The following is a 20,791-nucleotide window of genomic DNA, read 5'->3' as shown; positions in this document are numbered from 1 at the left end:
AGGTCAATTTAAGTTAAATATTTTTTTTCCAAATAGAAGGTTTCTTCTTTTATTGCTTTTTCTTCTACTTTAAAATTGCTTTTCCACCAGCCTACTTCTCCTTCTATTTCTACTGAAAGTACTACTCCTGAGAATTTCAGGATAGGCTGTATGAATAATCCTTTAGTATCAGAATCCAGTACAATATCTCCTCCAAAGTAGGAATCTGCTTTTGCAGCGGCTTTAAATGTCATAATAGGTTTTGATTTAGTTCCTTTTACTCTTCCAATCTCAACGCTGACACTAAGCTCAATGGTAGCACCCATTTTACCTCCAATGGTGGTCTTCCCCTGCATATTGATCCCGTTGATACTGTCAATTTTCAGAGCATCTACCATGATTTCAAGTTCTCCATAAAATGTTGCTGTAAAGGTTACCGAAGCTCCCAGCTTTTCTAATCCTCCACGGAATTTATTAATGATTCTTGCAGCAGCAGGGTTTCCAGTAGCTCCATAAGAGGCTGCAGCAATAGCAGCTCCTAATATATCAATAACAACTTCAGCTCCGATCAGAGGTTTAAAACCAAAACCTACTTCCCCGATTACGCTGAGCGTATTTCTTTCGTTTACTCTTTCCAGATACCATTTCCCTACGACGGTAAATTTTGGATATCTGACATTGAAACCAACTGGTATTGCAGTTTCTTTCGCTGCACTTTGCGCATAATTGATTGCATTCTGTACAATATTTACAGCGGTGGCAATCATTCTGGCTACCAGTTTGATTTTATCTGCAAATTCATTGGTAAAGCTTCTCTTTTCTCTCCCGGCATCCCATTCAGCCGATAAACCTACTCCTATTGAAATCGGAACTTTTCCGGTTTCATTCATTCTCATCCTGTTGTATCCTGCCTGTCTGGATTTTTCCTGATGTTTTGCATAAACGGACCCAGGGGGCATATTGGCAGCTTTATAATTGGAAACATTCACCAAAAACTCAAGAGCAAGTTCCCATTTAATATCCGGATAAGCTTTAATCAGTACTGTAGTTCTTTTTTCATTACTAAAATATCTGCAGCTATGAACATGTAAATGAAACTGATTCGGATTGGTTGCTGAAGGCCAGATGTATTCTATTGGAAATGCATGAACTCTGGAAAGGTTTGAGTATACACCATACGTAAATGAAGGAGTGGTAAATGTCTTTACTGTATCTCCTTTATCTATCGCCTGTCCTACGTCTACAAGCAGGGTTTGTTTTTTATGTTTTCCTTTGCTGTCTCTGAAACATTCATTGGTTTGAAAACCTGTAATATCAATCACCAGATTTTTCTTTGTAGATACACTAGGCGCTGTTACTTCATAGTTAACAGTCTGGGCATCATGAGCATTGAATACAAATGAGATGTCTACTCTACGGTTATTTTCATAGTCTTTCTCATTTTTGTATCTAATGTTATCTTTTCCCATTTTATCATCGGTAGGATCTACTTCTCCTTTTCCTACAGAGATAATTCTCCTTGGATCTAATCCACCGTCAGCAAAGAATTTTTTGACAACATCTGCTCTTTTTTGGGAAAGTCCCTTATTGTAATTCTGTTTTCCGATTACACAGGCATAGCCACTCAGATTCATGGTGGCATCTTTATGTTCCAAGAGGAATTTGAGTACATTATTCAGTATGGCAACCCCGTCTTTATCAATGACTGTGGAATCAAATTTATAATAGATTGTTCTCTGAATATGTTCCTGCAGGGCAGCGGACTTTAGCAGTTTGACACCGTTTCCGTTGTCAAAGACTTTAACGGTTGTATTGCTGGCCTGGCCGTCCTTTGTTTCATTTTCAGTGATTTTGATGACTTCAAATTTACAGGGTTCTAGTCTGACAGAGTTTACATCCGGCTTATAGACTTTGGTGGGTGTCTGGTTCTGAGCACCGTTTGTATTAGTAGTGACCACTTTATTTTTCACATTCAGATAGATCGCATGAAGATCATCACCCAGTTTATCTTTGATGTATTGTTTCGAAGCAACATCTTTTACTTTAACATAGAATTCCTCTACATTCTGGATATTATCTACATAGGCCATCCAGGCAAAGGTATTTTCCATTTTCAGATTTACTTCACCATCTATTACCTGTACATTATTATAGGTATGGACCAGTTTATCTGCTTTTGCTGTCTGCTGATTCCAAAGTTCGATACTGACTGTATTTCCATTCAGTCCTTCTGTCATAAGGTTCAGATGAACAATGTGTCCGTAGGAAATGTATTCAGACTTTTTGTTGTTTTTGATACTTTTGCTGTTTTTTTGCGTAGACCACTTGCTGCTTACAATTTTGGGGTCACACCAGCCTTTTACAAATATTCCTGTATTACTTTTAGTATCTCTTACTCCTGAAAGACTGGCTTCAATATAAAACTGATAGCTTCCACAGAACTGCTTGCCAATTAAAAATTTATATCCTGTAGCAGAGGTTATCTGATTGATGATAATTTTTTTGCTGCTGTTCTGCCTCATCCAGGTCAGCGGTTTCTTTTTGTCTGCCTCTGTAGTGCCCGGCAACCAATCATCAACGCCGAACTGTACCCACTGATCTGGCTTTATAGTAACCCTCTGTCCTAATACAGACATTTTGGGATAATACAATCCGCTTACAACTTTTATTTTTTTTACGCCTTTTGCCATTTTCTTATCATTTAGATTGCACCATCCTGCCCTCCTCCTGAAGGCTGTTCGTTATACATTTCCTCAGAATCTACCAACGGATTGATCTGCTGCTGAACGTCTTTGTCGGCATTTTTAAAGTTCTGCTGGCTGGCTTCAGCTCTCTGTCCGTGATCTATAATCTCAATACATGGAGTTCCGGCAATAGCACATACGGCTTTGCTGTCTTCTACAATGATATATCCGCCATTGCTGAGCTGTACTTTATCATAAAACTTCTGCCATTCTGTAACCATAATTTTGCATGGAGGTGGTGGCACTCCCATTTTGGTACAGTTCCCGAATGTATTTTTTTCAAATGTGGCAGCTCCTATTTCTTTCGTGGTAACGATCAGTTTTTTAGAAGCACTTTTATCATTGGCATATTCTTTTTGGTGTGTAAGTACTTTCAGCTTGTCCGGAAGCTGTCCGAACTGGCATTTGCACATGGCGCCCTGTACTACAATATGTTTTTCTGCCATATTAATTTTATCTTTAGTGAAATGGTAATTTAGTTTTCATCAATTCCTGAAACTGATACTGAAATCTTTTTTTCTTCCTGCAGCATGATACTGCATTCCAGGTAAAGAGATTCCGGAAGTGAAGTTTCTCCTTTCAGATAACTTATGAGTCTGAAAGTTCCTTCTTCATTCATCACAGGGTTGTCTTCTATAATCAATGAAAAAGGTGATCTTCTTATAAAATCATCAATATTTCTTTCTTCATATAATTTTCCTGATCCTTCTATGGTAATCAGACCTGTTTCTTCTTTCAGCGGATCTGTTTCCAGTGTAAATTTATATCTGGGTTCAATTGCATTGTCCACTACAGGAAAAGTTGTTGTCATCTCTGTTTTAAATTCCTTTCCGAAGCTTTGGTATATTCCAAAGAATAAGGCACGGATGAAGTAATCATTTTTAAGGTAAAGACTGATTGCTTCAGGCTGGCTGATTACTTTTTCAATCTTTCCACAGTATTCGTCTACGGTTTCGCCTTCAAATTCTTTGTATAATTCATCTTTTACAGCCGTCCATCTTTTAAGAAATACGTCAGCATTTTCTACGGCTTCAAATTTCCCGTGTTCATCTGTACTGATCTGTAAAGGATATAAAACCTTAGAAGTTCTGTAAGCCAGCAGGTCTGCAATTTCATTCACTTCTTCTTCATTAAGATAAAGATTGGATGTTCTGTCTATTTCAAAAAAATGAATTCCTTTATCTGTTTTTAACCAGCGAACAGATGTTTCATATTTTAGTTCGTTTTTAGTTTCTCCTTTTTCAATGGTAATAACTACGCTGTATCTTCGCACTGAATTTTCCGGCTGAAGGGTAAGGCTGTTTCCTCTTCCGAATTTTACCAAAATATTTTTATCTGCAACCGCAGTTCTCGGAACAAAAAGTTCTTTCTGCCCGTTAAGGTTGATCAGAATCATATCCTTAACAGCACAATGGTTATTATGGAAGTGTTTTAATGCATCTTTATCCATCCCGTACAGTGAGGCTATACTTTTTAAGGTTTCATCTTTCTGAACGGTATGTATGTTATATTTCTGCATAAAATGTTCCTGCTTCAATTGCTTTCTTTATTTGATATTTTATTACAAATGAATAACCCTTGTTCTGTTAGGTCTTGGATCCATACCAATACCTTCTCTTCTTGCTGACCAGTGAAGGTATTCATGGCGAAGTTTTCTTAAATCATCCTGTTCCTTTACTTCTTTCTGATAAGCTGTCTGACGGTTTTCCGGGATTTCGTTTCCTCCGTAGGCATCCCGCAGGGCTTTATAATGTTTGAAAGAGTAAGGCTTGCCATCTCCCATCACGTAAGTTCTGAGACGGTCTTTTATTCCTATTAAAAACTGATCATCCAAAATAGAATATTTATCGTCTGTCAGTTTCTTTATGGTAATAGGAAGATTTTTATCTACCCCATATTCCGCCATAAAATGCAAAGGAATGTAGCTGTATGTCTTCAGCAGCTTACGTGTTCCTCTTAGTGATAAATAGAATCCTGGGGTAATGGTGAGCTCATCTTTATGATACCAACCTTCATTTTCAAGCTCTGTTTTTAATGCTTTTAATTTGGTGCTGGTAGTCCATGAAGTTTCCACTTCTTCCCAAGTTTCCTGTCCGTTTTCGTAAGCTCCACCTACATCACAGTGTACCCCGGGGAATGTTTTTTCAGTTCCGATATGCACTCTCGTAAGGTCAAAATTTTCCCTATGTTCATCTTCTGCAGTAAAGTGAACTACGGTCTGTGCTTTTCCGATATCATTCAGGCTCAGTTCTTCAACGTCATTGCTGAAATTAGGTACTGGCGACAGGTATTTTGAATAGGAAGAAACAGTATCGTAAATTCCCAGGAATCTTACTTTTAACACATCTACTTTTAATCCTGCTTCTTCAAGTTTAAGGCCTAAATGTCCCCATTTTGGAAGTTCTTCTGAAGCAACACCCTTTCCATCATCATCGGAATACGTTGTCACCGACACCGCTTCATTGGCAACTGTGCGTGAAGTGGCTCTATATTTTGCTTTTCCGATTTCGTATACAAAATTACGGGCAGCTGCAGCTCCACGGCTAAATCCGAATACATCAAAAGTAAGCACAGCAATTTTATCGGCTTTCTTTTCAGCTTTAATGGTTTTCACCTTTTTTACAATTTCTTCACAGCCTTTTCTCACTTTCGATCTGATTCCGGTTTCTCCTGTTCCGAAAGCATATCCCAACGTAGCATCGCCTTCCTTATCCTGTGTACCGATACCTTCTATATAAATGCCGAAGTTTTTATCATAGTTGTCCCACATGCGGGCTACGTTACTCCAGTCATTGTTATAGCTGGTGTTGTCTTCAGCTTTTCCGCCATGTTTTTTATGGGCATCTGTTCTTTTTTTTCTTTCGTCTGTATTGGTTTTATTATTCAGGGTTCCGTCAAAAAAAATCCCAATGGTAATATCCAGTACTTCCTCTTTGGATACAGATGGTGTATAACTTCCAAATTGATTGTTGTGCATAGTTCTTGTTTTTAAATTGACTGATTGAATGCGATTATTCTATCTTTCGGGATACCCTGATTTTTGCTTTGGTAACGGCCAGTTTTTCTTTTTCAGATTCTAAAGACACTAAAACTTTGGTATTATCTTCGTTGACTTTAATAATCAGATCAATGTTTTTGTCTTTTCCTGATTTCTGAAACAAATCAAATATTTCTTTATCATCAAAAGCGTCTATCCATACTGCATATCTGTTGTTGTTTTTATCTTTCCAGTAAAAACCGCAGAATTTTGGTACAGCTCTGCTTTTGTAAGTATTCTCTTTTAAACTTTGGTCAAAAAGATTTTCCTGCTCTCCGTTATAATTGGTAAAACCGAAATCAATCCATGTGGCACCTTCAGGAAGAACCACAACAGGTTTCCAGTTGTATTTTTCTCTGTATATGGTATAAATATCTGCTGCAGGATAACCTTTTTTTTCAATTTTCTCACGGACTTCCGGCTTGAATGTCTTATAAGACGGATCCTTGAGCATTCTGTCTGCAAAGCCTTCCTTCAACATATACTGAGCATTATCGTATGCTTTTTCTTTGGTAATAATGGTATCATGAGCCTGAAAAGCACCTATTTCTTTCTGGTTTCCGGGACCTTTCATCCAAAGCACTACTCTTCCCTGCGGAGCTAGTCCTACCACAAAGGAGTTGTAAGTAGCTTTCTTTTTCGTATCCTGATCTACAAACCCTTCATCAAAAAGGTTTTTTATCTTTTCTTTATCCAGATTCCATTTTCCGGTGTAGAATTTATTTTCTACCAGAGAATACCATGTGAATTCCAGCTGATGGGGAGCATCCATTCTTTCGGTGTTTATATTCATGGTACCACCTTCTTTTCCCCATCCTGTATTCTGTGTTCCCCAGATGGCATCAAAAGCGTACGTAAAATCATCGGCAACAATAGCTCCTTCATATACCTCCATCGGGTATTCCTGTGGGGCAGAAACGGTTCCCAGCCAATTGTATTTTTCTTCCATTTTTTTATTCTGACAATTCGTTAATGAAAAACACCCTATTAAAAGAATCAGCAGGTTATACTTACTTATGACCATGGGACATAATCTTCTTATTACTTGCTAAAACCAGGTTATCTCTATGGGCTTCCACATTGATTTTCTTTGCTATTTTTTCAACCTTTTTTCCTACGCTCAGATGATAAGAATCTTTGACTGTTATACGCAGATTGGTTGCTGTTTTGATGATCGCCATATCAGAAAAGTTTTGATTTTTCGGCACTGTTGAATTCTACAATCTTTCCGCTTTGCATGGTCATATTTTCCAGTTCGCTGAACATGGAAATTTCTCCAGCTATTTCGTTCGATGTTTCAGACTGTCTCTTGAATTCTTTTTCAATCATTTCCGTTCTGGTGTCGGAAGCTTCCGTGATGTCTCCTGAAGCGGTAAGTTTCATATCTTTTCCTGCGATGGAAACAATATTATCATTCGCGGTACTGGTAATACTTGCTCCAGCTCCTATTGAAATTTCTTTTCCTGCGGTGATATTGATATTATCGCCAGCATTTAAAGTAAAATTTTTAGGTGCTTTCATGCTGATATTGCCCTGTCCGTCCATGTAATAGGTATTACCACTCGGGTCAAGTATCGTTACACTTCCTTCTTCATCATTCATTAGAATCCTGATTCCGCTTCTGGTCTGGATGGATTTCAGATGATTGTTAACGCCACCTCCTAAAGCAATGCCTCCATGGAACATTCCTCCCATTACGAAAGGTCTGTCCGGGTGGCTATGTACAAAATTAACCATTACCTGATCCCCAACTTCCGGAATGGCTACGTAACCACGGTTTTGGGTAATCTGATCTGTTCCTCCTGCATCAGGGCTCATCATACGGATAAAGTGAGTGGTATCATTGGTCTGCCAGTCAAATCTTACCTGTATTCTTCCCTGTCCTTCAGGATCTGTATTGGAAATTACTGTGGCAGTCTGTGGTTCAGCCTTTGGAATGGTATATTCCGGTTTTGGAAGAAACCCTGTATCTGCCGCTATGCCTACGAAGCTACCATTGTAATGACCTATCGTGTCAATTTCATGTTCTGCTTCAGTAATCATGATTCTGGTGAAATACGAGGTTTCATTGGAATCCTGTTTACGCATCTGGACATCTGCTACGCAACCTGGGTGCAGGAAAGGAACCGTTGTATTTCCTGAAATAGAAAAAACATTTACCGCCTCACTTCCGGATGCACTTTTCTGAGAGTACTCCACATCTAAGTGGGTAGTAGCTTTGATGGGAGCCATCTGCAAAGCAGGAGTCTTATAAATAGTTTCGTTATGACTGTATGCTGTTTTCGCAAGGTCACTTACATGCTTGATGGGTGTAGAACCGGATGTCAGCCTTTCATTTTTATTACTGTTGTAACCGTAGAATTGTGGTTTGGTGTGTACCGCTTTCAGCTCAACTTTTATTTCATTGGCGCTGCTTCCGTAGGTAAGAATAATAGGTTTATTCTGAGCAGGTAGTTTTCCGAAATGTAAAACTTCACCGTCATAGTAAAATTGTTCACCATAAGCTTCAGCCATCCTTGCCAGGTAGTTATAATGTGTTTCATCATACTGGCTGCTATAGATAATCTGAGAGAAGTTATTGGCATCTACTCTGACATCAAATCGGCTTTTATCAATTCCCTGTTTGATCACTTCTTCGGCAATAATTCCTACATTAACAGATTGGCTGCCTCCAAAGCTCTGAATATGCGGTGCGCCGTCAAGAAGGATGGTAGGACTGAAACCTGTAAGCACAATATTTCCTAAGCTCATATGCTCCTGACTGAATCCTACTCCGGTAATTACTCCTACAAAAGTTCTCTCCGGACTGTTGTCAATATCTTTATAGGAAATAACGGCTGTAAGTCTTTTTCCAAGGAATTTATTGGCTTCTTCCAATGAATGGGTCTGTCTGTCTCCCAGAGTATCGTGTGCCAGTGTCAGCGTAAATTCGTGATGTCGTCTGGTACTTTGCTTAAGCTTGAAATGCTTATAGTACTTGATAATTTTCCCTTCTATGACAAGAGAAAGTTTTACCAGACGGTTGATACCTGTGTGATGGTTTTCGGAAATTCCATCTGCATTCTGCGTCGGACGAAAAGACGTCGCTTGTGAGTTTCCAGGTGTATTTGACATATTTTTAGTGATTTGATTAGTTTTCTAAACGATTATTCAACAGAAAGAGAGTTTAAAAATAAAAACAAAAGATCCTGCAGAATATAGTCTTAGGTAAAAAAAGACCGTCTTATAAGGACAGTCTTTTATTTCTTACTCATGAAAGACTTAGCTCATTGGCCAAAGTCCGTCATAAGATGAATTTCCATAGGTAATGCTTTCAGCACTTATTACAAAGCTGATCAGCATATTATTGCTATCAATGGCATCGAAGTCTACTTCATGCTGAATTACATATCCGTTTTCCCACTTCAAAGAGATTAATGTTCCTTCTTCGTGAGATTTATTAAAGTTGATTTCTCCGCTTGTTGGTTTATATTTACTGTTTAATAAACTTTCTAACACATCAGATTTTTCTGTTGCTTCAATTGTTACTTTGATCAATGCGTTTGACGGGTCAGATGCTACACGTCCTGAAACATCTGTAGATCTTGACACGCTATAGTTAAGCTTTAACAACTTCTGACCTTCACCTCCATTGAATTTTAAGATTCCTCTTGAATTTCCTGCCATATTCTTAAATTTTAATCATTAACGACTCTTCCCTGATATAGGATTTATATAACAAAGATAGAGTTCATGTTCTAATTTAAAAAGTTTTTAGGGCACTGTTTCAGAAATTGTAGTAGTTCTACGACATTTTAAAATTCTATCCAACAAAATAATACAGGAATTTTAATCTAATAAATTTTATTTTATATTAAAATTTTTCTACATAAACTCCCATTAATCCATGCAAGGCAGAAGACCAAAACACAAAACGATACTCACAACCAAACTCTTATAATTTAATAGTTAAGAATGTTTATATATACCCAACTACCATAATAATAAGATTAACAATCACTAAAATCATTAAAATATTCCCGTATTTTCTTTTTTTATCGATGAAACTCGCGCCAAGGATCAAAAAGAATAACAATAAGGTGTATACAGCCGGATACATTTGAAAAGCTTCTGAAAACTTTCCTTCAAATACCAATACGATTGCTCTCTGCGCACCACATCCCAGGCATTCTATCCCAAGGAATTTTTTACTGGGACAGGTAAGCATAAAATCATTGATATCCATTTCTGTCGTTTTTACAGATTATTTATGGTCATTAAGTAGAGATTTTGGCTCTGGTATACTGGTGCGGGAAAAAGCAGTCTTCTTTCATTTCAAAAGATCCCTGAACAGCAATATAAGGATTTCTTAGAATTTCTCTTGCTACAAAAATAAGGTCAGCATCTCCTTTCTGAAGAATTTCTTCAGCCTGTTCCACACTGGTAATCAAACCTACTGCTCCTGTCTTCACTTCAGCCTCATTTCTTACCTGTGAAGAAAAAGGAACCTGATACCCATCGAAAACTGAAATTTTCGCTCCATGAATATTTCCACCACTGGATACATCTACAAGATCTACGGAATGTTCTTTCAGAATTTTCGCCAGCTCTACGCTGCTATGAATATCCCAGCCATTTTCTGCATATTCCGTTCCTGAAATTCTTACAAAAAGGGCTGTATTTTCATCCAGTTCTTCGTTTACAGCATCTACAATTTCGATCAGAAATCTGATTCTGTTTTCAAAGCTTCCTCCATATTCATCTGTTCTGATATTGGAAAGCGGCGACAAAAACTGATGGATCAGATATCCGTGAGCTCCATGAATTTCGATGACATCAAAACCAGCTTTTACGGCTCTTCGGGTTGCTTTTTTAAAATTCTGAACAATTTCCTTTACCTCATCTGTACTCAATACATGCGGAATTCTTTCCGTAGGATGATAAGGAATAGGGCTTGGTGCAACTGTTTCCCAGCCTTCTTCCACAGGAATCTGTATATTATTCCATGTTGACCCTTTTCTTCCGGCATGAGCCAGCTGAATTCCTATTTTACTTTCTGAATTTTCGTGTACAAATTCTACAATTCTTTGCAGTTTCTCTGCCTGTTCATCATTCCAGATTCCCATGCAGTGATTGGTAATTCGTCCTTTGGGTTCTACCCCCGTAGCTTCCACCATCAAAAGACCTGTACCGCCCTGCGATCTGCTTCCGTAATGTACAAAATGGAAGTCGTTAGCTTCTCCGTTTTCACATGAGTACATACACATAGGTGACATGACCCATCTGTTTTTTAACTCTATATTCCTGAATTTTATTGGTGTGTATAACATTTTTAGTCTTAAAAAAATTGAACTTTTTACCAGGAGAATAAAATATTGCTCACTTCATTAAAAAGAACTAATTTTACCCCCCTTTTTTAGTTGACAATATATGAAAAAAGACATACAGATCAGTTACGAATATTTTAAAAATAGCAGCGAACTGAGCGATATAGAGAATACATTATTTGAAAGAGCCAAAGAAGCTCGTGAGAACGCTTATGCACCTTATTCACAGTTTTTGGTAGGATGTTCCGTCTTATTGGAAAACGGAGAAATTTATTCCGGAAACAACCAGGAGAATGCAGCTTATCCGTCCGGACTCTGTGCAGAAAGAACGACTCTTTTTTGGGTCGCAGCCAATTTTCCGGATGTGAAAATAAAAAAGATCTTCGTGGTGGGTGGACCTAAAGAATTCCATGAAAAAAACCCACCGATTCCCCCTTGTGGAGCATGCCGTCAGAGTCTGATTGAATACGAGACCAAGCAGAATGAGAATATCGACCTTTATTTTTCAAGTATGAATGAAGAGGTTGTAAAAGTAAGTGCAGTAAAAGATCTGCTTCCTTTTTATTTTGATTCTACATTTTTGTAAGGGTAACAAAAAATAAAAAAGCTGTTTCATACGTTGAAACAGCTTTTTCATTATTCTTCTTCAGATTCTACATCCTCATCGTCTTCATCTTCATACTGCTCAAGATAGTAGCTAAAGCTGAAGTCTTCAACCTCTTCTTCCGCATCTTCCAGCGTGGTCAGCAAGTCTTCAAAAATCTCAAGCTGATCTACAGTCATGTTAACGAATTCTAAATGGAGTGGCATTTCCAGATCACCGGTAATGGTATCAAAAAGTGCATCAAGATTATCACCAAACTGCTCAGGAAGCTGGATTTTCTCCTTTAGCTGGGTGTAAAAATCTTCATAGTCACCTATGTCTGTAAAATCTATATATACTGTCTTCATATTGAATTAAATTTCCAATTTTTATTAATTAAAAAAGTTTTGCATTTTTTGCAGAAATCCGTTTCTTCATTGGTTGGATTCTTACCTTCTGCATCTCTCATAAAACACATTTTTTCCGGGCAATGTGGCAACCCTTGTGTATGTCCCAGCTCATGAATGGCAATTTTATAAAACTGCTCATCCCGGTTTTCTTTGCTCAGTCTGAAATTTGAAGCTACGCAAGCTTTTCCTGGCCTATACCCCAACCCCATGATTCCGAAATCTTTTATCTTTCCTCTTGTAGCACTGATATCCTTTGCTGTAAGACCAATGGTAACAAAGCCTTCTTTTGTTTCTTTATTCAAAAATTTAATAATTGAATCGGCTCTATACCGGTTTCTCTCTTTATAATAAGTATTTTCAGGAAAGTCTATCGCTGCCAGAACTTTTACGTTTGGATATACGTTTTTTATTCCTTCAGTCACTTTTGCTACAGTTTCCGGTTTAATATCTTTAAACGGCTGTATGAGGATTGTTATGTCTGGTTTTTCTACCTTTTCCTTTATTGTATCTTTCTTTTCTGAACATGAGTATGTCAGAATCAAAAGAATGGGAAGGTAAAAAAAGCTATAATTTTTCAAAATTAAGATTTATAATAATTACAATACAAATTATACTTCCTGTCATTGCGAGGAACAACGTGACGAAGCAATTTCAGAAAACATCCATAATATTTTCAACATCGTCTGCAAGATCTTTCCAATCAGAATTCATACTATTGATCAAATCCAGTTTCTTTTGTCTGGAACCTGCTTTTATTTGTTTTTCTCTACATATAGCATCACCTATTTCCTGAAAAGCTTCCCAATACACCAAAATATATAAATTATATCTTGAGGTAAAACTTTGAGAATAACAGGACTCTTTATGCTGTTGAACACGTTTTGGCAGATTTGAAGTAACTCCTGTATAAAGAGTAGTGTGATTTTTATTCGTCATAATGTAGACAAAATCCGCTTTCACCTGTGATTATTTTTTTGAGATTGCTTCGTCACGTTGTTCCTCGCAATGACTATTTCTTATTACAACCTACTGCTTTTCAAAACTTTTATAATGGTTTTTCGTAAGGTATACATCGCCATTTTGAGTATAGATAATACGATCAGCATTTCTTCCACCACAATGATAGTTTACATCTGCTTCAAAGTATCGTTCTCCATCCGGCAAACGTCCTTCCCTGTTTCCGAATTTATCACCACCAATAGCTTTTCCGGGAAGTACATCGCAAAGATTTCCTTTAGAAGGATTCCAGCCCTGTTTTCTTGCTTCATTTTTAGTGATATAATAATCCGGAAGCTTATGATTTTGCTTTACATAGCTGATTACCGTTTTCTCTTCTGTAAGCTCATCTATAGAAATCTGAGCAGATGAATTCCCCTCCGGAGAAGTACTTCCATAACTCACCGTTTCTTTTTTTGCAGAACCTGACTGATCTTTTTTATCTTCAATAAAGTTCCTGTAGACGTACATCACAGACATTCCGAAAAGAAGCCCCAGACATATAAAAAAAACAGATCTTATTTTACCGTTCATAGCTATTATTTAATGTAACACTATTTTAAGCTCTCCACTCTTCAGGAATATCACAAACCGGAATAGGATCCATTTTATGTTTCGCAGCTTTATGCATTCTGTCGAAGATTAAGAATACTTCCTTATCTCTGCCTTCATAGTCATCAGCAGTTTTAGTTCCGTATTCTTTCTGTATTTTTTCCAGTTCCGGATAAGTAGCTCCAATCTGCTGCTCATCTGTTCTGTCTACATCCCAAAGTCCATCCGTAGGAATGGCTTCCTGAATACTTTTGATTAAATTAAGTCCTTTGGCTAGTTCATATACCTCTGTTTTATAAAGGTCTGCAATCGGAGAAACATCTACTCCTCCGTCACCATATTTTGTATAAAAACCAATCCCGAAATCCTCCACTTTATTTCCTGTTCCGCAAACCAGAAGTCCGTTCAGCTGTCCGTAATAATACAGAGTAAGCATTCTCAGACGGGCTCTTGTATTGGCAAAAGCTAATTTTTCATTAGGGTAAAGGTCATCATTTACATCAAAAGTTTTGTAAAGTTCCTCAAAAGCAGGTGTCAAATCTACTGACATGATTTCTACATTAGAGAATCTGGCTTTAAGGTCATTCATATGATCCAGAGCACGACCTACCTGATCTGCTTTCTGACGGATGGGCATTTCTATCAGTAATGTTTTCAGCCCGGTCATTGCTGCCAGTGTAGAAACTACCCCGGAATCTACTCCTCCGGAAACCCCAATTACATATCCATTTACTCTTGCTTTTGCTGCATAATCTTTTAACCAGCTTACAATATGATCTATCACTTTTTGTGTCTGCATCGTTTATCTTTTTTTAGTCTATTCCAAATTCCTGAGAGTATTTCACCACTCCTTTTTTATTTTTTAATCCATCTTTTACCAATTCTACAGCCATTCCGTTTTCTTCCGGAATATCGAATGGAAAAGAAACCCCAAAATTACTTGTTTTTTTGTAACCAAAGCGCGGATAATAACTTTCATGTCCGAGAAGAATTACAGATTCATATCCCAGTTCTTTTGCTATACGATGTCCTTCAAGAATAAGTTTGGCTCCGACTCCCTTATTCTGAAATTCAGGCTTTACGGAAACAGGCGCTAATGCAAGCGATGGAAAAGATTGTCCATCACCTTCAATAGTAATTTTTGTAAACAGAATATGTCCGGTAATTTCTCCGGTTTCAACTTCTGCAACCAACGATAATTCCGGAACAAAGGCTTCAGATTTTCTCAACTTTTCTACCAGAAACTGTTCCTGATGATCACTGTGTTCCATTTCCCTGAAAGCTTCTTCCGTAAGCTGAAAGACCTGTTGATGATCTTTTTTTTCTTCCTGTCGTATTGTTATCATTTTTTACTGTATTTTTCACGCTTCAGCTCATACCAGAAGCAAATTCCGTCCGGTTCTTCAAACTCACCGGTTTTTTCAAATCCTAATTTTCTTAAAATATGATTGGAGGCATCATGTTCAGAATGTGCATAGGCATAAATAGCTTCTGCATTTAAATCATTAAAGCCATAATTCAGAGAAGCTTTTCCTGATTCTACAGCATATCCTTTTCCCCATGATTCCGGAAGGAAACGATACCCCAGTTCCAATACATTTTTGTAACCATTCGTTTCATGAGTCAATAATTTTAATCCGCTCCATCCTATCAAAAGTCCGCTTTCTTTTTCCACTACTCCAAGCCTTCCAACTCCATTTTCCTCATACTGCTTCTGAATCATACTGATAACATTTTTTGATTCATTAACATCTGTCAAAACCGGAACGCCAATATATTTCATGACTTCAGGATTGGAATCCAGCAGAAATATACGTTCAAAATCTTGATCTTCGAGTTTTCTTAAAATCAGTCGTTCTGTTTCTATTTTCATAATCATTAGTTTTTATTCTCCAACTCCAAAAATGGTCGCCTCTGTTTTTGTTCCTTTTTTGATATCCGAGTCTTTTATTGTATTCCCAGCTACATTTAAGGTTTGTAAGAAAGGATTACCGGAAATATCAATTTTTTGAAGTTTATTATGTTCTAAGTTCAGTTTTCTTAATCTTTTAAACTGAGTCAAGTCTATTGTTTTTAATTGATTTAAAGATAATGTTAATTGATCAATTTTTGGAATTCCTGACAGCGAAATACTTTCCAGCAGATTATTATCCAGATATAATGAGGTTAGGTTTTTAAGATTTTCCGTTTTGAATGAAGAGATTTTGCATCCTGTGCACGAAAACAGTTCAAGCTGATCCATATTATTTACCACGATATTGGAAATCACATTATCATCCAGAACAATCATTTTCACATTTTTGAAAAGGTGCAGGTCTTCTGTGGAAGTAATTCCTTTCTGAACAAGGAAGAGATTGGTAACCATTCCGGCTTCCTGGGATTCAAGTATTCCGTTTTTATTCAGATCAAAATTTCCCAGTACTACTTTTTCAAAATTTTTGTCTTTAAACTCAAGCTTTTGTCCAAAGAAAAAAGAAAGTCCCAAAATAATAAAGATAACTGTAAATATTTTAATTTTCATCATGAATTGTGTATTTAATCCTTATTTTTGTCAACTTAAATTCTATGTAAAAATAATGAAGATTTTTAGATATATTGCACTTTCTTCTCTTTTAGCTGCCGGACTTATTTCCTGCAAAAAAGAACCTGAAAATCAATGGAAGGTAGAAGTTAAACAAACTGCCGAAAAAGTTGACATCACGGATATTTCCAAAGAATTCTATAATCCGAATATTCCATTGGATCAGTTTAAAGCTCAATTTCCCTGGTTTCAGGGCAGTGTTTCTGATGCCGATTTTGGAAAAAGAAGAGCAGATACTGAAGAAATAAAAATCTATAAGGAAGCGATTGGGAAAATAGATCAGGCAAAGCTTCAAAAGGAACTTCAGAGTTTATTTTCACATATCAAATATTACTTCCCACAGTTTAAAACCCCAAAAGTATATCTGTTTTCATCTGCCTTACAGATGGTTCAGGATCCGATATTCTATGACCAGAAAGGCAATCTGTTATTTATAGATGTCACCGGTTTTATGGGAGATGGAAATCCTAATTATAAAGGCTTGGAACTGTATTTCCAGAAGTCGATGAACCCACAAAATATTGTTCCAAAAGTATCGCAGCTTTTTGCTGAAAACATTGTTACGGAATCTCCTGATCACCAGAAATTTATTGATCAGATTATTCTGAACGGAAAAGTAATGATTCTTCAGGATGCTTTTCTTCCGGATACGCCTGATTATCTGAAAATGAATTATACTCAGAAACAATATGAATGGGCAACAAATAATGAAGCGAATATCTGGAACTATTTTGTAGAAAGTAATCTGATCTTCGGAGATGATCCAAGGTTGGGAGAACGTTTTATTTCTCCTGGACCATTCTCGAAATTTTATACAGAGATCGACAACGAATCTTCACCACAAATCGGAATTTTTACAGGATGGCAGATCTGTAAGGCATATTTTAAAGAAAAGCCTGAAACAAAGTTAACAGATTTCCTGAAAATGGACGCCACTACCATTTTTAATCAATCTGGTTATAAACCTACTGTAACGAAATAGATAACATCACATACCTATATAAGACCTTTTGTACAAAACAAAGGGTCTTTTTTATTTTCAACACAAATCAAATACATATGGAAAATTTAATTAGTATTCGAAATTTAAATTACGGATTTACCCGTGATAAACTTATCCTGAAGAATATTGATCTTTCGGTTCCGAAAGGAAGTATTTTTGGTTTTCTAGGAGCCAATGGAGCCGGCAAATCTACTACCATGAAAATGCTTATCGGCAGCATTCCTGATGACAACAATGCCATCCGTATTTTTGACAAAGACTTATCCAATCTGTATCCTGAAGGATTCCAGAAAATCGGTAGTCTCATTGATACTGCAGCATTCTATGATCACCTTTCAGGTTGGGATAATCTTATTATTATTTCCAGACTCCGAAATTTACCTGAGTCTGAATGCGAACGGGTTTTACATCTGGTTGGTCTTTGGGACAGCAGAAAAATGAAAATGAAGAAATATTCCCTGGGAATGAAGCAAAGACTCTCAATTGCCATGACTTTGCTGGGAAATCCGGATCTTCTAATTCTTGATGAGCCTGTAAACGGGCTGGATCCTAACGGAATGCTGGAAATGCGGGAATTATTGATCAAACTCAACCAAGAGGATGGAGTCACAATTTTTATTTCAAGTCATTTGCTTCAGGAAGTTGAAAAAATGATTACACATCTGGCTATTATTTCTCATGGTGAGATCCGTTTTACAGGGAGTATACAGGATCTCAATGAACTTTACAGATACAACCATATCAGAATAGGAATCCATAACGCTTCTCAGTTTATAACTGAAATTCCGGAAAGCTATTCTCCTGAAATCATTAATGATCATACCATAGAAATCACTGCAGAATCGAAAGAAAATATTGCAAGCCTTATCAAAAAGCTGGTTCTGAATAATGCTGAGATTTTTGAAATTAAAAATAATGCAGGTCTTGAAGACTGGTTTATGGAAATCACAAAAAATTAAATACGGATGAAAAAATTAATGACAGCCATCGGCACAGAATGGCTAAAAACAAAAGGATTAGGATTAACCTATATTGCCATTATTTTGGGAGCTTTAATCCCACTTGTTAACTTTATTCCGGGATTTTTTAAGAAGAGCCTTGTCATAGAAGGAACACTAAAGTATTCGATATTTGAAGATGCAATTGGTGGAGAAGCCATTAAGTATTTTACCTTTTTTATTTTACTGTTATTCGTAATCATCGCCGCTAACAGAATAGCACAAACTGATCATAAAAATAACGGTTGGCAGCTGATGGAAACACAACCGGTAAGCAGGCTTCAATTATACACATCAAAATACATTATCTTATTATTTTTAAGCTTTTTATGCATCGTTTCTTATTTTGGATTTAATATCATTTTAGCTCTGGCAGACTATTATATACATCCTGATCCTGCCAAGCTCATGACTTTTGACATTGTCTGGATGGTGAAAACCTTTATCAGAATCCTTGTTACCATTTTAGGAATTGCTGCTCTTCAGCTTTGTGTTTCAGTTGCTTTCCAGGGATTTATCTGGTCATTTCTCATAGGATCTCTGGGACTGGCGTCCAATATTACTTCCCTTGTACAGAAGCAGGCTTATTTTTTCAATCCTTATAGCTCGTTGTATACTTTTTGGAATGCGCCCGAAATAAAAAACCTGAACAGTTTTATTTCTCATTCTGAATACATGAGTCTTTTCTGGATGATCATCTTTTTTATTCTTGGGTATTTCTGGTACAGTAAGAAAGGTTTTAAAAATGCATTCCTGAAAAATAAAAAACAGATATTCATTTCATTGGCAGCCTTGATTATTGGCTCCGGACTTCTTTATATTTTCCAAAAACCCAAACCTTATCACAGCGATGGAACGGGAGTCGTTATTAAAGGAAAATTGGAAACGGACCTCAAAATAGATTCTGTAAGAATTTATTCTAAAGATTTCCACAAAAAAATTGGAGCAGCCATCGTTAAAAATAATACATTCAGCTGGTTGACCACACAAATCCTTCCTTTAGACGAATATATTCTGGAAATCGGAAATAAAAAAATCAATTTCATCATGGCAAATGGTGATTGGTTCAATTTTGATATTAAACTGAATACAACCAACCTACTATCCTATGTGCAGTCTAACAGAAAAGCTGATCAGGTGTATAAGAACAATGAAAATTCTTTTGGATATGAATTCCAGTATGCGCTGGAAAAGCAGAATTATACTAATGATCCGGTTAAATTTTATGATGTGGCTGAATCTGATTGGAAAGAAAACAAAAGAATCCTCAATGTGTTTGCCGATGCCGGAAACAATGCTCTTTCAGAGGACTACAAACAGTACAGAAGACAACTGATGGCAATTCAATATCTTAATGAGATCAATAATTATAGGAAAATGACTTCTTTGACAGACTCCAGGTTTGCTCCACCTGCTTCTTTCCTGAAAGAACTTAATGAAAATATCCAGAAACCGGGTCAGCTTTTAAGTAAGAATGATAATTATCTGCAATATAAACTGGATCATCTATTATCTGATAAAGAACAGGTTTCCAATCCGGACAGTATTCTTTTTGTAAAAATTGACCAAATGCCAAAAGGACTCTCTAAAGATCAGCTATTGTCAAAACATTTAACAAAATCTATAGAGTTACAAACGGATAGTATCACAAGAAATAAACTTTTTGATAGTGAAATCGGTAAGATATCGAATGGTGATTATAAAAAAGCTCTTTACACAAAACTTGATGAGATTAACAGATCTCAAAAGGGGTCCGTTTTTCCGGATATTACTCTTCTTAATGACAAAGGGATTACCCAAAAACTTTCAAAATATAAGGGAAAATATGTGGTAATAGATTTTTGGGCTACCTGGTGTGGGCCCTGCAAGCAGATTCGCCCTGTATTTGAGTCAAGAAGTTATCAGTACAGATATTATGATAATATCCAGTTTATTTCTATCAGTTTGGATGAAGAACAGTCTAAATGGACCAATTATTTAAAAACAAAAACATCAAGTATCCCGCAGTTCTGGCTTGTAAATGCTGAGCAGTTCATGAATAGATATAAAATACAATCTATACCAAGATTTATCATTATAGATCCTGAAGGTAAAATATTTAACTTTAATAGTCCATTTCCTGATGAAGATAATTTTGTAGAAGCCTTGGATAAGCTGAAGAAGTATTAACTTTGCACGAAATTAGAAACAAAAGAAAGTTATGAGAAAGACTCAGATTACGATAGATGTAGAGCTTGATGAAAATCACGTACCGGAAAACATTACATGGAACGCTCAGGATGGAGGTATTGACAAACAAGATACCAAAGCTACTATGATTTCTGTTTGGGATGATAAAACAAGAGAAGCGTTAAGAATTGATCTTTGGACCAAAGAAATGCCGGTAGATCAAATGAAGATGTTTATCCACCAGATTTTAATATCTTTAGGAAGCACATACCAGAGAGCGACAGGTGAAGAGGATGTGGCACAGTGGATGGAAGAAATCGCAGAAGAATTTGCGGTAAAATCTGCTATTAAGTAAAAAAATATAATTGCGGTAAGCTGCAGGCAGTAAGCGGTAAGCTTTTTGTACTCAGCTAGAGCAAATTTTAATAAAAAA

Annotated in this window: 23 protein-coding genes; 5 read left to right on the top strand and 18 right to left on the bottom strand. The window is 36.7% G+C overall.

The genetic code is table 11. The annotated features are described in order from the left end of the window. Window positions 1-8: 8 nt before the first annotated feature. The 10 genes from REB14_RS10150 to namA form a co-directional block, all read right to left on the bottom strand. Entirely contained in the window at window positions 9-2,669 is a 2,661-nt protein-coding gene (locus tag REB14_RS10150) for an OmpA family protein (RefSeq protein WP_309522101.1), read from the bottom strand. Window positions 2,670-2,680: 11 nt separating this feature from the next. Further along, window positions 2,681-3,169, bottom strand: coding sequence for a DUF4280 domain-containing protein (locus tag REB14_RS10145; protein WP_079242801.1), 489 nt, complete (start codon window positions 3,167-3,169; stop codon window positions 2,681-2,683). 29 nt (window positions 3,170-3,198) lie between these two features. After that, entirely contained in the window at window positions 3,199-4,242 is a 1,044-nt protein-coding gene (locus REB14_RS10140) for a hypothetical protein (RefSeq protein ID WP_309522100.1), read from the bottom strand. Between the two features lie 42 nt (window positions 4,243-4,284). Further along, a complete protein-coding gene (locus REB14_RS10135; RefSeq protein ID WP_309522099.1) occupies window positions 4,285-5,700 on the bottom strand; it encodes a phospholipase effector Tle1 domain-containing protein in 1,416 nt (471 codons plus the stop codon). 34 nt (window positions 5,701-5,734) lie between these two features. After that, window positions 5,735-6,709, bottom strand: a complete 975-nt coding sequence (locus tag REB14_RS10130; RefSeq protein ID WP_309522098.1) for a DUF2931 family protein — start codon at window positions 6,707-6,709, stop codon at window positions 5,735-5,737. Between the two features lie 61 nt (window positions 6,710-6,770). After that, window positions 6,771-6,941, bottom strand: a complete 171-nt coding sequence (locus REB14_RS10125; protein WP_156106421.1) for a hypothetical protein — start codon at window positions 6,939-6,941, stop codon at window positions 6,771-6,773. A 1-nt stretch (window position 6,942) separates the two neighbouring features. Then, window positions 6,943-8,874 carry a type VI secretion system Vgr family protein gene (locus REB14_RS10120; protein WP_309522097.1) on the bottom strand — a complete coding sequence of 644 codons (1,932 nt, stop codon included), beginning with the start codon at window positions 8,872-8,874 and terminating at the stop codon, window positions 6,943-6,945. Between the two features lie 147 nt (window positions 8,875-9,021). Next, window positions 9,022-9,426: a type VI secretion system tube protein TssD gene (gene tssD, locus REB14_RS10115; protein ID WP_034695070.1), complete on the bottom strand. Its 405-nt coding sequence runs from the start codon at window positions 9,424-9,426 to the stop codon at window positions 9,022-9,024. Between the two features lie 292 nt (window positions 9,427-9,718). Beyond that, entirely contained in the window at window positions 9,719-9,985 is a 267-nt protein-coding gene (locus REB14_RS10110) for a DUF2752 domain-containing protein (protein WP_309522096.1), read from the bottom strand. Window positions 9,986-10,016: 31 nt separating this feature from the next. Beyond that, the gene (gene namA, locus REB14_RS10105; protein ID WP_309522095.1) at window positions 10,017-11,069 is read right to left on the bottom strand and encodes an NADPH dehydrogenase NamA; all 1,053 of its coding nucleotides are present in this window, start codon (window positions 11,067-11,069) and stop codon (window positions 10,017-10,019) included. A gap of 100 nt (window positions 11,070-11,169) precedes the next feature. Between namA and REB14_RS10100 the strand changes: the two genes are divergently transcribed. Further along, entirely contained in the window at window positions 11,170-11,652 is a 483-nt protein-coding gene (locus REB14_RS10100; RefSeq protein WP_209788078.1) for a cytidine deaminase, read from the top strand. Window positions 11,653-11,702: 50 nt separating this feature from the next. Here the strand turns inward: REB14_RS10100 and REB14_RS10095 are convergent, their stop codons facing one another. The 8 genes from REB14_RS10095 to REB14_RS10060 all read right to left on the bottom strand — a co-directional run bounded on the left by REB14_RS10095 (window position 11,703) and on the right by REB14_RS10060 (window position 16,131). After that, a complete protein-coding gene (locus REB14_RS10095; RefSeq protein WP_309522094.1) occupies window positions 11,703-12,017 on the bottom strand; it encodes a barstar family protein in 315 nt (104 codons plus the stop codon). After that, window positions 12,014-12,637, bottom strand: a complete 624-nt coding sequence (locus REB14_RS10090; RefSeq protein ID WP_309522093.1) for a Zn-dependent protease — start codon at window positions 12,635-12,637, stop codon at window positions 12,014-12,016. The genes REB14_RS10095 and REB14_RS10090 overlap by 4 nt, the downstream gene beginning before the upstream one ends. Window positions 12,638-12,710: 73 nt before the next feature. After that, the gene (locus tag REB14_RS10085) at window positions 12,711-13,019 is read right to left on the bottom strand and encodes a GIY-YIG nuclease family protein (protein ID WP_309522092.1); all 309 of its coding nucleotides are present in this window, start codon (window positions 13,017-13,019) and stop codon (window positions 12,711-12,713) included. A gap of 66 nt (window positions 13,020-13,085) precedes the next feature. Beyond that, a complete protein-coding gene (locus REB14_RS10080; protein WP_309522091.1) occupies window positions 13,086-13,589 on the bottom strand; it encodes a ribonuclease domain-containing protein in 504 nt (167 codons plus the stop codon). A gap of 25 nt (window positions 13,590-13,614) precedes the next feature. Then, window positions 13,615-14,406, bottom strand: a complete 792-nt coding sequence (nadE, locus tag REB14_RS10075; protein WP_079242813.1) for an NAD(+) synthase — start codon at window positions 14,404-14,406, stop codon at window positions 13,615-13,617. Window positions 14,407-14,419: 13 nt separating this feature from the next. Next, entirely contained in the window at window positions 14,420-14,953 is a 534-nt protein-coding gene (locus tag REB14_RS10070) for a GNAT family N-acetyltransferase (protein WP_309522090.1), read from the bottom strand. Continuing rightward, window positions 14,950-15,480 carry a GNAT family N-acetyltransferase gene (locus REB14_RS10065; protein ID WP_238594286.1) on the bottom strand — a complete coding sequence of 177 codons (531 nt, stop codon included), beginning with the start codon at window positions 15,478-15,480 and terminating at the stop codon, window positions 14,950-14,952. Before REB14_RS10065 ends, REB14_RS10070 begins: the two co-directional genes overlap by 4 nt. Window positions 15,481-15,492: 12 nt before the next feature. Next, a complete protein-coding gene (locus tag REB14_RS10060; RefSeq protein ID WP_079242815.1) occupies window positions 15,493-16,131 on the bottom strand; it encodes a leucine-rich repeat domain-containing protein in 639 nt (212 codons plus the stop codon). 52 nt (window positions 16,132-16,183) lie between these two features. Here REB14_RS10060 and gldB point away from each other — a divergent pair, with 52 nt between their 5' ends. The 4 genes from gldB to gldC all read left to right on the top strand — a co-directional run bounded on the left by gldB (window position 16,184) and on the right by gldC (window position 20,713). Beyond that, the gene (gene gldB, locus REB14_RS10055; RefSeq protein ID WP_309522089.1) at window positions 16,184-17,170 is read left to right on the top strand and encodes a gliding motility lipoprotein GldB; all 987 of its coding nucleotides are present in this window, start codon (window positions 16,184-16,186) and stop codon (window positions 17,168-17,170) included. A gap of 77 nt (window positions 17,171-17,247) precedes the next feature. After that, a complete protein-coding gene (locus tag REB14_RS10050) occupies window positions 17,248-18,150 on the top strand; it encodes an ABC transporter ATP-binding protein (protein ID WP_079242817.1) in 903 nt (300 codons plus the stop codon). A gap of 6 nt (window positions 18,151-18,156) precedes the next feature. After that, complete coding sequence (locus REB14_RS10045) at window positions 18,157-20,358, top strand: thioredoxin-like domain-containing protein (RefSeq protein WP_309522088.1); 2,202 nt, start codon at window positions 18,157-18,159, stop codon at window positions 20,356-20,358. A 31-nt stretch (window positions 20,359-20,389) separates the two neighbouring features. Next, window positions 20,390-20,713 (top strand): gliding motility protein GldC, encoded by a 324-nt coding sequence (gene gldC / locus REB14_RS10040; protein ID WP_034695059.1) that lies wholly within the window; start codon window positions 20,390-20,392, stop codon window positions 20,711-20,713. The last annotated feature ends 78 nt before the right edge of the window (window positions 20,714-20,791 follow it).

Source organism: Chryseobacterium metallicongregator (assembly GCF_031324065.1).
Lineage (GTDB): Bacteria > Bacteroidota > Bacteroidia > Flavobacteriales > Weeksellaceae > Chryseobacterium > Chryseobacterium metallicongregator.
The sequence above is the reverse complement of the archived record's forward strand: the minus strand, read 5'-3'. Positions and strand labels throughout refer to the sequence as shown.

Bases quoted from the DNA above. Each gene is read 5' to 3' on its own strand.
- REB14_RS10150 (WP_309522101.1), bottom strand. From the start codon at position 2,669: ATGGCAAAAGGCGTAAAAAAAATAAAAGTTGTAAGCGGATTGTATTAT.
- REB14_RS10145 (WP_079242801.1), bottom strand. From the start codon at position 3,169: ATGGCAGAAAAACATATTGTAGTACAGGGCGCCATGTGCAAATGCCAG.
- REB14_RS10140 (WP_309522100.1), bottom strand. From the start codon at position 4,242: ATGCAGAAATATAACATACATACCGTTCAGAAAGATGAAACCTTAAAA.
- REB14_RS10135 (WP_309522099.1), bottom strand. From the start codon at position 5,700: ATGCACAACAATCAATTTGGAAGTTATACACCATCTGTATCCAAAGAG.
- REB14_RS10130 (WP_309522098.1), bottom strand. From the start codon at position 6,709: ATGGAAGAAAAATACAATTGGCTGGGAACCGTTTCTGCCCCACAGGAA.
- REB14_RS10125 (WP_156106421.1), bottom strand. From the start codon at position 6,941: ATGGCGATCATCAAAACAGCAACCAATCTGCGTATAACAGTCAAAGAT.
- REB14_RS10120 (WP_309522097.1), bottom strand. From the start codon at position 8,874: ATGTCAAATACACCTGGAAACTCACAAGCGACGTCTTTTCGTCCGACG.
- tssD (WP_034695070.1), bottom strand. From the start codon at position 9,426: ATGGCAGGAAATTCAAGAGGAATCTTAAAATTCAATGGAGGTGAAGGT.
- REB14_RS10110 (WP_309522096.1), bottom strand. From the start codon at position 9,985: ATGGATATCAATGATTTTATGCTTACCTGTCCCAGTAAAAAATTCCTT.
- namA (WP_309522095.1), bottom strand. From the start codon at position 11,069: ATGTTATACACACCAATAAAATTCAGGAATATAGAGTTAAAAAACAGA.
- REB14_RS10100 (WP_209788078.1), top strand. From the start codon at position 11,170: ATGAAAAAAGACATACAGATCAGTTACGAATATTTTAAAAATAGCAGC.
- REB14_RS10095 (WP_309522094.1), bottom strand. From the start codon at position 12,017: ATGAAGACAGTATATATAGATTTTACAGACATAGGTGACTATGAAGAT.
- REB14_RS10080 (WP_309522091.1), bottom strand. From the start codon at position 13,589: ATGAACGGTAAAATAAGATCTGTTTTTTTTATATGTCTGGGGCTTCTT.
- nadE (WP_079242813.1), bottom strand. From the start codon at position 14,406: ATGCAGACACAAAAAGTGATAGATCATATTGTAAGCTGGTTAAAAGAT.
- REB14_RS10070 (WP_309522090.1), bottom strand. From the start codon at position 14,953: ATGATAACAATACGACAGGAAGAAAAAAAAGATCATCAACAGGTCTTT.
- REB14_RS10065 (WP_238594286.1), bottom strand. From the start codon at position 15,480: ATGAAAATAGAAACAGAACGACTGATTTTAAGAAAACTCGAAGATCAA.
- REB14_RS10060 (WP_079242815.1), bottom strand. From the start codon at position 16,131: ATGATGAAAATTAAAATATTTACAGTTATCTTTATTATTTTGGGACTT.
- gldB (WP_309522089.1), top strand. From the start codon at position 16,184: ATGAAGATTTTTAGATATATTGCACTTTCTTCTCTTTTAGCTGCCGGA.
- REB14_RS10050 (WP_079242817.1), top strand. From the start codon at position 17,248: ATGGAAAATTTAATTAGTATTCGAAATTTAAATTACGGATTTACCCGT.
- REB14_RS10045 (WP_309522088.1), top strand. From the start codon at position 18,157: ATGAAAAAATTAATGACAGCCATCGGCACAGAATGGCTAAAAACAAAA.
- gldC (WP_034695059.1), top strand. From the start codon at position 20,390: ATGAGAAAGACTCAGATTACGATAGATGTAGAGCTTGATGAAAATCAC.